The following is a 14,162-nucleotide window of genomic DNA, read 5'->3' on the forward strand; positions in this document are numbered from 1 at the left end:
AGAGATCGCTCGCGTTTCCAGAATGCGAGCGACCGCTCGTGTTTGTCAACCGTGGACGGAGAGCTGGGGATAACGCGTGCCCGACAACGAGCAGAAGGAACAGCCCCGCCGCCGCCAGGCACGCGGCGAACGCCGGATCGCCCAGCTCCTGGACGCGGCGGCCACCGTCTTCACCACCACGGGCTACACCGCGGCCAGCACCAACGCCATCGCCCGCGAGGCCGGCGTCTCACCCGGCACGCTCTACCAGTTCTTCCCGAACAAGGAAGCGATCGCGATCGAGCTGGGCGGCCGGCTCGTGCACGAGATGCAGACGGCGTACGGCGAGGCGCTCGCCCCGGTCGACCCGGCGACCCCGCTGGAGGAGGCGGTCGGCGCCGCCGTGGACCGGTTCATCGCCTTCAACTGCCGACACCCGGTGTTCTTCGCGCTGATGCACGGCCCCGACATCCCCGGCAGGCTCACCGAGGAGCACGACGCGCTGCATGTGGCCCTCGTGGGCCGGGTCGAAGGGCTGCTCTCCTCGATCCTCCCCGAGGCGCCCGTCGCCGACATCAAGCGAACCGCGCAGATGGTGCTGGGCATCTACATGGCGGGCCTGGAGCTGGTCCTCGCCCACGAGGGCGCCGAGCGCGACGCGTACATCCGGGAAGTGAAGACCGCGCTGACCCGCTATCTCGACCCGCTGCTCGGTGACCGGCTCGGCAGACCCGGCCTCACGACGACCCCGTAGCCCGCCCGGCCCGGCACCAGCACCCCTGCGTGGGGTACTCGCTCCCTTCGGGACCTCTCTTGGAGAAATACCCCCTAGGGGTATAGGCTGGGCACCATAGACCGTGCCCACCTCTCATGAGTCATCAGGAGAACGACATGACCACTCAGACCGACACCGCCGGGTCCGTCACCGCCGTCTACAAGGTGAGCGGGATGAGCTGCGGACACTGCGAGGGCGCCGTCTCCGGGGAGATCTCCGAGATCGACGGGGTCAGCTCGGTGAAGGCGGTCGCCTCCAGCGGCGAGGTGACGGTCGTCTCCTCGGCGCCGCTGGACGAGGAGGCGGTACGCGCCGCTGTGGACGAGGCCGGGTTCGAGCTTGTAGGACGGGCCTGAGAACGTCGCGACAGGAGGTGCGGAGCCGCACATCGATGCGGCTCCGCACCCCTGAGGGAGTTGCCGTACATGTCCAGCATCACCGAAGCCGCGCCCATGGGGACGACCTCCGAAGTCGAGCTGCTCATCGGTGGAATGACCTGTGCCTCGTGCGCCGCCCGGGTCGAGAAGAAGCTCAACCGGATGGACGGCGTCACCGCCACGGTCAACTACGCGACCGAGAAGGCCCGGGTCAGCTACCCCGCGGGAGTTGACGTCGCCGATCTCATCGCGACCGTGGTGAAGACCGGGTACACGGCCGAGGAGCCCGCGCCACCCGCGCAAGAGCCGTCCCGGGACGACCCCGAGCTCACCACCCTCCGACAGCGGCTCCTCGTATCCGTGGCGCTCGCCGTCCCTGTCGTCGCGCTCTCCATGGTCCCGGCCCTCCAGTTCGACAACTGGCAGTGGCTCGCGCTGACCCTCGCCTCGCCCGTCGTCGTCTGGGGTGCGTGGCCCTTCCACCGGGCCGCCTGGACGAACATCAGGCACGCCGCGGCCACCATGGACACCCTCGTCTCGGTCGGGACCCTCGCCGCGTTCGGCTGGTCGCTGTGGGCCCTGTTCTTCGGTGACGCCGGCATGACGGGCATGCGGGAGCGGTTCGAGCTCACCGCCGGCGGCATGGACGGCGCCTCGACGATCTATCTCGAGGTGGCCGCCGGAGTCACCGCCTTCATCCTGCTCGGCCGGTATCTCGAGGCTCGCGCCAAGCGCCGCGCGGGGGCGGCTCTCAGGGCCCTGATGGAGCTCGGGGCCAAGGACGTCTCCGTGCTGCGGGACGGGCGGGAGGTGCGGATTCCGGCGGAGCGGCTGGGCGTCGGGGACCGGTTCGTCGTACGGCCCGGCGAGAAGATCGCGACCGACGGCACCGTCGTCGAAGGTGCCTCCGCCGTGGACGCCTCCATGCTGACCGGTGAGTCGGTACCGGTGGACGTCGGCGTCGGGGACGTCGTCACCGGCGCGACCGTCAACGCGGGTGGGCGGATCGTCGTAGCGGCCACGCGGGTCGGGGCGGACACGCAGCTCGCGCGGATGGCGAAGCTGGTGGAGGACGCGCAGAACGGCAAGGCGGAGGTGCAGCGGCTGGCCGACCGGGTCTCCGCGGTCTTCGTGCCGGCTGTCATCCTCATCGCGGTGGCCACCTTCGGAGGATGGCTCGGCGCCACCGGGGACACCGTCGCCGCGTTCACGGCGGCCGTCGCCGTGCTGATCATCGCCTGCCCGTGCGCGCTGGGCCTGGCCACACCGACCGCGCTCATGGTCGGCACCGGACGCGGCGCCCAGCTGGGCATCCTCATCAAGGGGCCCGAGGTCCTGGAGTCCACGCGGCGCGTGGACACCGTCGTCCTGGACAAGACCGGCACGGTCACCACCGGCCGGATGACCCTCCAGGAGGTCTACGTCGCCCAGGACGCCGACGAGAAGCAGGTGCTGCGGGTCGCGGGCGCCCTGGAGCACGCCTCCGAGCACCCGGTCGCCCGGGCGATCGCCGTGGGCGCCGAGGAGCGGGTAGGACCGCTGCCCGAGGCCGAAGGGTTCGAGAACGTCCCCGGGAAGGGCGTACGCGGGCGCGTGGAGGGCCATGAGGTGGTGGTGGGGCGGCTGATCGACGTGCTGCCCGCCGAACTGGCCCGGGCGAGGGAAGAGGCCGAGCGGGACGGTCGTACAGCTGTCGTCGTCGGGTGGGACGGCGTGGCGCAGGGTGTCCTGGCCGTCGCGGACGCGGTCAAGGAGACCAGTGCGGAGGCGGTGCGGTCACTGCGGGCGCTGGGGCTCACGCCGGTGCTGCTGACCGGGGACAACCGGGTGGTGGCCGAGGCGGTGGCCCGGGCGGTCGGAATCGACGAGGTGATCGCCGAGGTGCTGCCCGAGGACAAGGTCGATGCCGTACGGCGGCTTCAGGGCGAGGGACGTGCCGTCGCGATGGTCGGTGACGGGGTCAATGACGCGGCCGCGCTCGCCGCCGCCGATCTGGGGCTCGCCATGGGGACCGGGACCGACGCGGCGATCGAGGCGGGGGATCTGACGCTGGTGCGCGGGGATCTGCGGGTGGCCGCGGACGCGATCCGGCTCTCGCGGTGCACGCTCTCCACGATCAAGGGCAATCTCGTGTGGGCCTTCGGGTACAACGTGGCGGCGCTGCCGCTGGCCGCCGCCGGGTTGCTGAACCCGATGATCGCCGGGGCGGCGATGGCGTTCTCCTCGGTGTTCGTGGTGACCAACAGCCTGCGGCTGCGTGCCTTCCGTTGAGGATTCCTTTGACCGACCCCTCTGGAGTCCGGGGCCCCACTCACATAAGCTCTTCACAAGACTCGCGCATCGTCCTTACGCTTGGGTCTCGTTCGCCGTATCCGGGCTCTTGCGTATCTAACGGACATTTGCAAGAGACGCAGATCACAGTGATGTGAACGTAACCATCGAAGGGGTTCGAAGGTCTAAGTTGGCGATGTCAGGCAGCGTCTTGGGGGGCGTTGACTGGCATCTGAGGATGTCTTGGGGGACTTCCTCGGAGCTGCGTTGCCGGGGCACGCACTTAGGGAAGCTTTGAGCGGCCCTCCCGACCGTGCGTTGTCCCGGCAGACCGCACACAGGAGTAGTACGAGGAGTTTTGCTCGTTCTGCTCAACAGCAGTACCAGCAGTACCGGAAAGACAGCGATTCAGGCGCTGGTCTCTCAGACGCCCGGCCGGATCCCGTGGGGGGAATCCGCACCGGGACATGGGAAGGCGCCCTGGACGCCGGCCCGTGGGGGGACCGGCGCCAGGGCGCCTTCCGCTTTTTTCGTCGGCTACGACGGCGTGGGCACCGCGGACGCCGAAGGGGCGCCGCCGAAGCGACGCCCCTCTACAACCTCACCGCCAGGTGTCAGCGCTCTTCCACCGGGACGAAGTCGCGCTCGACCACGCCCGTGTAGATCTGGCGCGGGCGGCCGATGCGGGAGCCGGGCTCCTTGATCATCTCGTGCCACTGGGCGATCCAGCCCGGAAGGCGGCCGAGGGCGAACAGGACCGTGAACATCTCGGTCGGGAAGCCCATGGCGCGGTAGATCAGGCCGGTGTAGAAGTCGACGTTCGGGTAGAGGCTGCGCGAGACGAAGTAGTCGTCGGAGAGCGCGTGCTCCTCCAGCTTGAGCGCGATGTCCAGCAGCTCGTCGGACTTGCCGAGGGCCGAGAGGACGTCGTGCGCGGCCGCCTTGATGATCTTCGCGCGCGGGTCGAAGTTCTTGTAGACCCGGTGGCCGAAGCCCATCAGGCGGACGCCGTCCTCCTTGTTCTTCACCTTGCGGATGAAGGAGTCGACATCGCCGCCGCTGGCCTGGATGCCCTCGAGCATCTCCAGGACGGACTGGTTGGCACCGCCGTGCAGCGGGCCCCACAGGGCGTTGATGCCGGCGGAGATCGACGCGAACATGTTCGCCTGGGACGAGCCGACGAGGCGGACCGTGGAGGTCGAGCAGTTCTGCTCGTGGTCGGCGTGCAGGATCAGCAACTTGTCGAGGGCGGAGACCACGACCGGGTCGGGCTCGTACTCCTGCGCCGGGACCGAGAAGGTCATGCGCAGGAAGTTCTCCACGTAACCAAGGTCGTTGCGCGGGTAGACGAACGGGTGCCCGATCGACTTCTTGTACGCGTACGCCGCGATCGTCGGAAGCTTGGCAAGCAGGCGGATCGTCGAGAGGTTGCGCTGCTTCTCGTCGAAGGGGTTGTGACTGTCCTGGTAGAACGTGGACAGCGCGGAGACGACCGACGACAGCATGGCCATCGGGTGGGCGTCGCGCGGGAAGCCACGGTAGAAGTTCTTGACGTCCTCGTGCAGCAGGGTGTGCTGCGTGATGTCGTTCTTGAACACCGAGAGCTCGTCGACGGACGGAAGCTCACCGTTGATCAGGAGGTAGGCGACCTCCAGGAACGTGGAGCGCTCGGCCAGCTGCTCGATCGGATAGCCGCGGTACCGGAGAATCCCGGCCTCGCCGTCGAGGTAGGTGATGGCGGATTTATAGGCGGCGGTGTTGCCGTAGCCGCTGTCCAGGGTGACCAGACCGGTCTGGGCGCGGAGCTTTCCGATGTCGAAGCCCTTGTCGCCGACGGTGCTGTCGATCACCGGGTAGGTGTACTCGCCATCGCCGTACCGCACTACTACAGAGTTGTCGCTCACGTCATCCCTCACCGACGTTGTGCCTCTTCTTCGAGGTTGCCCTGACTGTCTCTACCATCCCCCATTTGGCGCAGGAGAGTGCACTCGGGGTCGGCCGTTGGGCGTATCGGCGGCACTGAGTGCCGCCAACTTGCTCATCCTGCCCGTCCGCAACCGCTTCCGGAAGGGCTCTGTGACCCACGTGACTCATTTGATCGATCATTTTTTGTGTTGCCTCACCATTGACGCTCCTCACGGGCCCGAGAGCCGGAAGTCGAGCGCCGTGCAGCGCCGCCCCGCCGAGACCGTGCGCACCGCCTGACCGATCGCCTTGCGCGAACCGACGAGGACGACCAGTTTCTTCGCCCGCGTGACCGCCGTGTACAGCAAATTCCGCTGAAGCATCATCCAGGCGCTGGTGGTGACCGGGATCACCACGGCGGGATACTCGCTGCCCTGTGAACGGTGGATGGTCACCGCGTACGCGTGGGCCAGTTCGTCCAGCTCGTCGAACTCGTACGGCACCTCCTCGTCCTCGTCCGTCAGCACGGTGAGGCGCTGGTCGACCGGATCGAGCGAGGTCACCACGCCCACGGTGCCGTTGAAGACACCGTTGGTGCCCTTCTCGTAATTGTTGCGAATCTGGGTGACCTTGTCGCCGACCCGGAAGACCCGGCCGCCGAACCGCTTCTCCGCGAGGTCGGGACGGGCCGGGGTGATGGCCTGCTGGAGCAGACCGTTGAGCGTGCCGGCGCCCGCGGGGCCTCGGTGCATGGGGGCGAGCACCTGAACGTCCCGGCGCGGGTCGAGGCCGAATTTGGCCGGAATCCGACGGGCCGCCACATCCACCGTGAGCCGGCCGACCTCCTCGGTGTCGTCCTCGACGAAGAGGAAGAAGTCCTTCATGCCGTCGGTGACGGGGTGCTGCCCGGCGTTGATCCGGTGCGCGTTGGTCACCACACCGGACTGCTGGGCCTGCCGGAACACGCGCGTGAGGCGCACCGCGGGGACCGGGCCGCCGTCGGCGAGCAGATCCCGCAGGACCTCCCCCGCGCCGACGCTGGGCAGTTGGTCGACGTCCCCGACGAACAGCAGGTGCGCGCCCGGAGGCACGGCCTTCACCAGCTTGTTGGCGAGCAGCAGGTCGAGCATGGATGCTTCGTCGACCACCACCAGGTCGGCGTCGAGCGGGCGGTCCTTGTCGTAGGCCGCGTCGCCGCCGGGCTTCAGCTCCAGCAGGCGGTGGACGGTGGAGGCGTCGGCACCGGTGAGTTCGGCGAGGCGCTTGGCGGCCCGGCCGGTCGGGGCGGCGAGGACGACCTTGGCCTTCTTGGCGCGGGCCAGCTCCACGATCGAGCGGACGGTGAAGGACTTTCCGCAGCCCGGGCCGCCGGTGAGGACGGCGACCTTCTTGGTCAGCGCGAGCCTGACGGCGGCCTCCTGCTCGGGCGCGAGCTCCACTCCGGTGCGGGACTTCAGCCAGCCCAGCGCCTTGTCCCAGGCCACGTCGTGGAAGGCCGGCATACGGTCCTGGTCGGTACGCAGGAGCCGCAGCAGCTGGGCGGAGAGGGAGAGTTCGGCGAGCTGGAAGGGGACGAGGTAGATGGCGGTGACGGGCTCGGATCCGGGCTCCGAGCCGGGCACCTTCTCCCGTACGACACCCGGCTCGCCGGAGTCCTCGTCGGGCAGGGCGAGTTCGGCGAGGCACTCGATGACCAGGCCGGTGTCGACCTGGAGGAGTTTCACCGCGTCGGCGATCAGTTGTTCCTCGGGGAGGTAGCAGTGCCCCTGGTCGGCGGACTGTGAAAGGGCGTACTGCAGGCCCGCCTTGACGCGCTCCGGGCTGTCGTGGGGGATGCCGACGGACTGGGCGATCTTGTCGGCGGTGAGGAAGCCGATGCCCCAGACGTCGGCGGCGAGCCGGTAGGGCTGGTTCTTCACGACCGAGATCGAGGCGTCGCCGTACTTCTTGTAGATGCGCACGGCGACGGAGGTGGACACCTCGACACTCTGGAGGAAGAGCATGACCTCCTTGATCGCCTTCTGCTCCTCCCAGGCGTCGGCGATCTTCTTGGTGCGCTTGGGGCCGAGCCCCGGAACCTCGATGAGCCGCTTCGGCTCCTCCTCGATGACCTGCAGGGTGTCCATGCCGAAGTGCTGGGTGATGCGGTCGGCGAAGACGGGACCGATGCCCTTGACCAGCCCGGAGCCCAGATAGCGGCGGATGCCCTGGACGGTGGCCGGCAGGACGGTCGTGTAGTTCTCGACGGTGAACTGCTTGCCGTACTGCGGATGGGAGCCCCAACGCCCCTCCATCCGCAGGGACTCCCCCACCTGGGCGCCGAGCAGCGCGCCGACGACAGTGAGGAGGTCGGCGCCGCCCCTGCCGGTGTCGACGCGGGCGACCGTGTAGCCGTTGTCCTCGTTGGCGTACGTGATCCGCTCCAGCACGCCTTCGAGTACGGCCAGTCGTCGTTCACCCGTGGAGGCCCCCGCCTGATTGGACATGATCCGACGGTACCGCCCGGCACCGACAGCGCCCCGGTCACCGGATCAGCCGGTCCGCTTCACGCGGGTCCCCGCGTATCACCCCGGACTCCGGGGGCAGCGCCGTGCGGTTCGCCCTCCGGGCAACCCAAGCCCCACCACACCAAATCCAGTACCGCTCCCATCGCTCGCCCCGGGCATCCCACCCCTCCCGGTCAGGGACACGACCACCACGATCTCCGCCGCCCAGATCCGGCTATGTCGCCTGCGACGTCACGTGGTCGATCACCTTCCGGAAGTCCTCGGTCGGGGAGAACTCGACGAACTCGCAGTCCTCCAGGGCGACGGGGACATGGCCGGGTCCCCAGTAGTACGCCTGTCCCGCCGAGTACTCCTCCTCGCCCGTGGGCGTGAGCATCTTCAGCCGGCCCTTCAACAGGTAGCCCCAGTGCGGGCACTGGCAGGCGTCGCCGTCGAGGCCCTTGAGGGCGGGGCCCATGTCCGTGCCCTCCGGCAGCCGGAGATAGCCGACGGACATGCCGCCGCCGATGGGACCGGTGCGCACCTCCACTCCGTCGCCCGCGAGGACGACGGGCACGTCGTCGTGAGTGGCTCCTGTCATGGTTCCTCCGCTCCGGCCCGCCATGGCCTTGGGGAAACGACTCCTGCGCCTCCCAGCCTGGTCCGCCCTCGCACGGCCCGCGACATCACGATCCTGTCTCGGGGTCTTGCCAAACCGTCGTGTAATCGATTCCAATCCACTGCATACATCGATGTAATCGATTCCACGAACGATCCACAAGGAGGTGGAGCGGCGATGGCGAGCATCAAGGATGTCGCTGCCGAGGCGGGAGTCTCCGTCGCCACGGTGTCGCGGGTACTGAACGACCATCCGTCGGTCAGCGCCGACGCACGCACGCGCGTGCTGGCCGCCGTGGAAGCGCTGGGCTACCGCCCCAACGCCGTTGCCCGCTCCCTGCGCACCGACCAGACCCACACCCTCGGCCTGGTCATCAGCGACGTCATGAACCCCTACTTCACCGAGCTGGCCCGCTCCGTCGAGGAGGAGGCCCGCGCGCTGGGGTACAGCGTGATCATCGGCAACGCCGACGAGCGGCCCGACCTCCAGGATCATCACGTACGGAACCTGCTCGACCGGCGGATCGACGGACTCCTGGTCTCCCCCACCGACGGCGGCTCCCCGCTGATGCTGGACGCCGTGCGCGCGGGGACACCGATGGTCTTCGTGGACCGGTGGATGCCGGGCGTGGCCGTGCCGGTCGTCAGGTCCGACGGGCGGGCCGCCGTACGCGATCTCGTCGCCCATCTGCACGGGCTGGGGCACCGCAGGCTCGCCATCATCGCGGGCCCGGCGGCGACCACCACCGGCCAGGAGCGTGTCGCGGCCTTCCGGGAGGCCCTCCAGGCGTACGGCCTCGATCTGCCCGACGCCTATATCGGGCAGGGCGACTTCCAGGCCGAGAGCGGGCGGCGGGTCACCGAGGGCTTCCTCGACCTGCCCGAGCCGCCCGAGGTCGTCTTCGCGGCCGACAACCTGATGGTGCTCGGCGCGCTGGACGCCGTACGCGCGCGTGGGATGCGCGTACCGCAGGACATCGCCCTGGCCGCCTTCGACGACATCCCGTGGTTCGTGCACACCGATCCGCCGATCACCGCGATCGCCCAGCCCACGGGCGAGCTGGGGCGGGCCGCGGTGCGCGCGCTCGTCGACCGCATCGAGGGGCGGCACCCCGAGTCGGTCACCCTCCCCGCCCGTCTCGTCGTTCGCCGCTCCTGCGGCGAGCCCTCCCCCAGGAACGTCGCAGTGAACCCCGTAACGAACAGGAGCGAGTCGTGAGCAACGAGGACGAGTTGCTGCGCATCGAGGGCATACGGAAGTCCTTCCCCGGCGTGGTCGCGCTCGACGGCGTCGACTTCGACCTGCGCCGGGGCGAGGTGCACGTACTGCTCGGCGAGAACGGCGCCGGCAAGAGCACGCTGATCAAGATGCTGTCGGGCGCCTACCACCCCGACGAGGGCCGCGTGCTGGTGGACGGCCATCAGGTGCACATCCGCGGGGCGCAGGACGCCGAGCGGCTGGGTATCGCCACCATCTACCAGGAGTTCAACCTCGTCCCCGATCTGACGGTCGCCGAGAACATCTTCCTGGGCCGGCAGCCGCGCCGCCTCGGGATGATCGACCGGAAGACGATGGAGGCCGACGCCGAGGTGCTGCTGAAGCGCGTCGGAGTCAAGGTGTCGCCACGCGCGCGTGTGCGTGAACTGGGCATCGCCCGGCTCCAGATGGTCGAGATCGCCAAGGCGCTGAGCCTGAACGCGCGGGTGCTGATCATGGACGAGCCGACGGCCGTGCTGACCTCCGAGGAGGTCGACAAGCTCTTCGCGATCGTGCGCAGGCTGCGCGAGGACGGGGTCGGGATCGTCTTCATCACCCATCACCTGGAGGAGATCGCCGCCCTGGGCGACCGGGTCACGGTCATCCGGGACGGGAAGTCGGTCGGGCAGGTGCCTGCCTCCACGCCCGAGGACGAGCTCGTACGCCTGATGGTGGGGCGGTCGATCGAGCAGCAGTACCCGCGCGAGCGCGGGGATGCCGGAGCGGCCCTTCTGAAGGTCGAGGGGCTCACCCGCGACGGCGTCTTCCACGACATCGGCTTCGAGGTGCACGCCGGAGAGGTCGTCGGCATCGCCGGGCTGGTCGGAGCGGGCCGTACCGAGGTGGTGCGGGCCGTGTTCGGCGCGGACCCGTACGACCAGGGGGCCGTGAAGGTCTCCGGTGCGCCCCTCAAGGGGCATGACGTGGGCGCCGCCATGGCGGCCGGTATCGGTCTGATCCCCGAGGACCGCAAGGGCCAGGGTCTGGTGCTGGACCAGTCGGTCGAGGAGAACCTGGGGCTGGTGACCATGCGGGCCGCCACGCGCGCGGGGCTCGTCGACCTCAAGGGGCAGCGGGAGGCCGCCGCGCGGATCGCCGAGCAGCTCGGGGTGCGGATGGCGGGCCTGCACCAGCACGTCCGGACGCTCTCCGGCGGCAACCAGCAGAAGGTCGTCATCGGCAAGTGGCTGCTCGCCGACACCAAGGTGCTGATCCTCGACGAGCCCACGCGCGGGATCGACGTCGGCGCCAAGGTCGAGATCTACCAGCTCATCAACGAACTCACCGCGGCCGGTGCCGCCGTCCTCATGATCTCCAGCGATCTGCCCGAGGTGCTCGGCATGAGCGACCGGGTGCTCGTGATGGCCCAGGGCCGGATCGCCGGCGAACTCGCCGCCGACGAGGCCACGCAGGACTCCGTGATGGCACTCGCCGTCAGCAACCCCACGACCGACAAGGAGGCCGCTCGTGGCCACTGACACGCTCAAGAGCACATCGAGCGCTGATAGCGCCACCGGCGGCCTGCGCCGGCTGCTCCTCGACAACGGCGCGCTGACCGCGCTGATCGTTCTCGTCATCGCCATGTCGGCGCTGTCGGGCGACTTCCTCACCACCGACAACCTGCTCAACGTCGGCGTCCAGGCGGCCGTGACCGCCATCCTCGCCTTCGGTGTGACCTTCGTGATCGTCTCGGCGGGCATCGACCTGTCGGTGGGCTCGGTGGCGGCCCTGTCGGCCACCGTCCTCGCCTGGAGCGCGACGTCACACGGGGTGCCGGTCCTCATAGCGGTCCTGCTGGCCGTCGTGACCGGCATCGCGGCCGGTCTCGTCAACGGCTTCCTGATCGCGTACGGCAAACTCCCCCCGTTCATCGCGACCCTGGCGATGCTCTCCGTGGCCCGCGGTCTGTCGCTGGTGATCTCCGAGGGCTCCCCGATCGCCTTCCCCGACTCGGTCTCGCACCTCGGTGACACGCTGGGCGGCTGGCTGCCGGTACCCGTGCTCGTCATGGTCGTCATGGGGCTCCTCGCGGCCTTCGTGCTCGCACGGACGTACATCGGCCGCTCGATGTACGCGATCGGCGGCAACGAGGAGGCGGCCCGTCTCTCCGGCCTCCGGGTGAAGAAGCAGAAGCTCGCCATCTACGCGATGTCCGGTGTGTTCGCCGCCGTCGCGGGTGTCGTGCTCGCCGCCCGGCTGTCCTCCGCTCAGCCGCAGGCCGCCGACGGTTATGAACTGGACGCGATCGCCGCGGTCGTCATCGGCGGTGCCTCACTGGCCGGTGGCACCGGCAAGGCGTCCGGGACGCTGATCGGCGCGCTGATCCTGGCGGTGCTGCGCAACGGCCTCAACCTGCTGAACGTGTCCGCGTTCTGGCAGCAGGTCGTCATCGGTGTCGTCATCGCGCTGGCCGTGCTGCTCGACACTCTGCGCCGCAAGGCCGGGGCGACCCCGGTGGCCGGTGCCTCGCAGGGCGGCAAGGGGCGGCAGGCGGCGACGTACGGTCTCGCGGCCGTGGTCACCGTGGCGATCGTCGGCGCGACCTCCTTCCTGCACAACGGCTCGTCCTCGACGGCGAACCCGAAGGTGGGTCTGTCGCTGTCGACCCTCAACAACCCCTTCTTCGTGCAGATCCGGTCGGGCGCCCAGGCCGAGGCGGAGAAGCTGGGCGTGGACCTGACCGTCACGGACGCCCAGAACGACGCCTCCCAGCAGGCCAACCAGCTCCAGAACTTCACCAGTTCGAGCCTCGGCGCGATCATCGTCAACCCGGTGGACTCGGACGCGGCGAGCAACTCGGTGAAGGCCGCCGACAAGGCGAAGATCCCGGTCATCGCGGTGGACCGGGGCGTCAACAAGGCCTCCGTGGACGCGCTGGTCGCCTCCGACAACGTCGCCGGCGGTGAGCTCGCGGCCAAGTCCATCGGCGAGAAGCTCGGCGGCAAGGGCAAGATCGTGATCCTTCAGGGCCAGGCGGGCACGTCGGCCGCCCGTGAGCGCGCGGAGGGTTTCGCCCAGGGTCTCAAGGCGTACCCGGGCATCCAGGTCGTCGCGCAGCAGCCCGCCGACTTCGACCGCACCAAGGGGCTCGACGTGATGTCGAACCTGCTCCAGGCCCACCCGGACGTCCAGGGTGTCATCGCCGCCAACGACGAGATGGCGCTCGGCGCGATCAAGGCGCTGGGCTCCAAGGCCGGCACGTCGGTCTCGGTGGTCGGCTTCGACGGCACGCCGGACGGCCTGAACGCGGTGAAGGACGGCACCCTGTACGCATCTGTGGCACAACAGCCTTCCCAGCTGGGCAAGATCGCGGTGGACAACGCGCTGAAGGCTCTCGAGGGCAAGAAGGTCGAGGAGACGATCAAGGTGCCGGTGAAGGTGGTCACCAAGGAGAACGTGGCCGGTTTCACGGGCTGACGACGGCGCACGGGCGGGCAGTCCCTTCGACTGCCCGCCCCGCGTCACTGACTAGGGGAGTCATTCATGGACGACTACGACCTTCTGGTCGTGGGGTCGGCCAACGCCGACCTGGTGATCGGTGTGGAGCGGCGGCCGGGGGCCGGAGAGACGGTGCTCGGCTCGGACCTGGCCGTGCATCCGGGGGGCAAGGGCGCCAACCAGGCGGTCGCGGCCGCCCGGCTGGGCGCGCGTACGGCGCTGCTGGCCCGCGTCGGCGACGACGGTCACGGGCGGCTGCTTCTGGACTCGCAGCGGGCGGCCGGGGTCGACACGGTGGGCGTGCTGGTGGGCGGGGCGCCGACGGGGGTCGCGCTGATCACCGTCGACCCGTCGGGGGACAACAGCATCGTGGTGTCGCCGGGCGCCAACGGGCGCCTCACGCCCGGGGACGTACGGACCGCAATCAGCCTCTTCCACGCCTCGCGGGTGGTGTCGACCCAGCTGGAGATCCCGCTGGAGACGGTCGTGGAGGTCGTACGGAATCTGGCGCCGGGCAGCCGGTTCGTGCTGAACCCGTCGCCGCCGCGGCCGCTGCCGACCGAGGTCCTCGCGGCCTGTGATCCGCTGATCGTCAACGAGCACGAGGCGAAGGTGATCCTCGGGGACGCGTGCGTGAGTGACGCGCCGGAGGACTGGGCGCGGCTGCTGCTCGCGAAGGGGCCGCGGTCGGTGGTGGTGACGCTGGGCGCGCAGGGGTCGCTGGTGGCCTCCTCGGCGGGGGTGACCCGGGTGGCGTCGGTGAAGGTGGACGCCGTGGACACGACGGGTGCGGGGGACGCCTTCACGGCGGCGCTGGCGTTCCGGCTCGGGGCCGGTTCCGCACTGGCGGAGGCGGCCGCCTACGCGTCCCGGGTCGGGGCGGTCGCGGTGACCCGGAAGGGTGCGCAGGACTCCTTCCCCACGGCGGATGAGGTCGACGACCTGTGCTGTGCCGGCTCGGGGGGCGGCCCCCGGACCCTCGGCAGAAGGCCGGACGAGGCGCCCGGAGCGACGCGGCGAGGTGAGTCCCGGTGAAGAAGGCCGGAATAGGCAAC

The 14,162-nt window shown here is 69.5% G+C and carries 10 protein-coding genes; 7 read left to right on the top strand and 3 right to left on the bottom strand.

The genetic code is table 11. The features are described from left to right. Positions 1-76 precede the first annotated feature (76 nt). The 3 genes from RNB18_RS43525 to RNB18_RS43535 all read left to right on the top strand — a co-directional run bounded on the left by RNB18_RS43525 (position 77) and on the right by RNB18_RS43535 (position 3,402). The gene (locus RNB18_RS43525) at positions 77-733 is read left to right on the top strand and encodes a TetR/AcrR family transcriptional regulator (RefSeq protein WP_311719676.1); all 657 of its coding nucleotides are present in this window, start codon (positions 77-79) and stop codon (positions 731-733) included. A 137-nt stretch (positions 734-870) separates the two neighbouring features. Next, positions 871-1,110, top strand: a complete 240-nt coding sequence (locus tag RNB18_RS43530) for a heavy-metal-associated domain-containing protein (protein ID WP_069764220.1) — start codon at positions 871-873, stop codon at positions 1,108-1,110. A gap of 69 nt (positions 1,111-1,179) precedes the next feature. Then, complete coding sequence (locus RNB18_RS43535; RefSeq protein ID WP_311719678.1) at positions 1,180-3,402, top strand: heavy metal translocating P-type ATPase; 2,223 nt, start codon at positions 1,180-1,182, stop codon at positions 3,400-3,402. Between the two features lie 614 nt (positions 3,403-4,016). Here RNB18_RS43535 and RNB18_RS43540 read toward each other — a convergent pair. From RNB18_RS43540 to RNB18_RS43550, 3 genes are all read right to left on the bottom strand, one after another. Next, positions 4,017-5,306 carry a citrate synthase gene (locus RNB18_RS43540; RefSeq protein ID WP_057609626.1) on the bottom strand — a complete coding sequence of 430 codons (1,290 nt, stop codon included), beginning with the start codon at positions 5,304-5,306 and terminating at the stop codon, positions 4,017-4,019. Between the two features lie 231 nt (positions 5,307-5,537). Beyond that, positions 5,538-7,793 carry an SF1B family DNA helicase RecD2 gene (gene recD2, locus RNB18_RS43545; RefSeq protein WP_311719679.1) on the bottom strand — a complete coding sequence of 752 codons (2,256 nt, stop codon included), beginning with the start codon at positions 7,791-7,793 and terminating at the stop codon, positions 5,538-5,540. A 235-nt stretch (positions 7,794-8,028) separates the two neighbouring features. Continuing rightward, complete coding sequence (locus RNB18_RS43550) at positions 8,029-8,394, bottom strand: cupin domain-containing protein (protein WP_280857751.1); 366 nt, start codon at positions 8,392-8,394, stop codon at positions 8,029-8,031. Positions 8,395-8,589: 195 nt separating this feature from the next. On the opposite strand from RNB18_RS43550, the gene RNB18_RS43555 reads away from it, so the two are divergent. The 4 genes from RNB18_RS43555 (at position 8,590) to RNB18_RS43570 (ending at position 14,142) form a co-directional block, all read left to right on the top strand. After that, the gene (locus tag RNB18_RS43555) at positions 8,590-9,630 is read left to right on the top strand and encodes a LacI family DNA-binding transcriptional regulator (RefSeq protein WP_311719680.1); all 1,041 of its coding nucleotides are present in this window, start codon (positions 8,590-8,592) and stop codon (positions 9,628-9,630) included. Further along, the gene (locus tag RNB18_RS43560) at positions 9,627-11,147 is read left to right on the top strand and encodes a sugar ABC transporter ATP-binding protein (RefSeq protein ID WP_311719681.1); all 1,521 of its coding nucleotides are present in this window, start codon (positions 9,627-9,629) and stop codon (positions 11,145-11,147) included. The genes RNB18_RS43555 and RNB18_RS43560 overlap by 4 nt, the downstream gene beginning before the upstream one ends. Beyond that, the gene (locus tag RNB18_RS43565) at positions 11,137-13,086 is read left to right on the top strand and encodes an ABC transporter permease/substrate-binding protein (RefSeq protein WP_311719682.1); all 1,950 of its coding nucleotides are present in this window, start codon (positions 11,137-11,139) and stop codon (positions 13,084-13,086) included. Before RNB18_RS43560 ends, RNB18_RS43565 begins: the two co-directional genes overlap by 11 nt. A gap of 66 nt (positions 13,087-13,152) precedes the next feature. Further along, positions 13,153-14,142, top strand: a complete 990-nt coding sequence (locus tag RNB18_RS43570; RefSeq protein WP_311719683.1) for a ribokinase — start codon at positions 13,153-13,155, stop codon at positions 14,140-14,142. The last annotated feature ends 20 nt before the right edge of the window (positions 14,143-14,162 follow it).

Source organism: Streptomyces doebereineriae (genome assembly GCF_031845645.1).
GTDB lineage: Bacteria > Actinomycetota > Actinomycetes > Streptomycetales > Streptomycetaceae > Streptomyces > Streptomyces canus.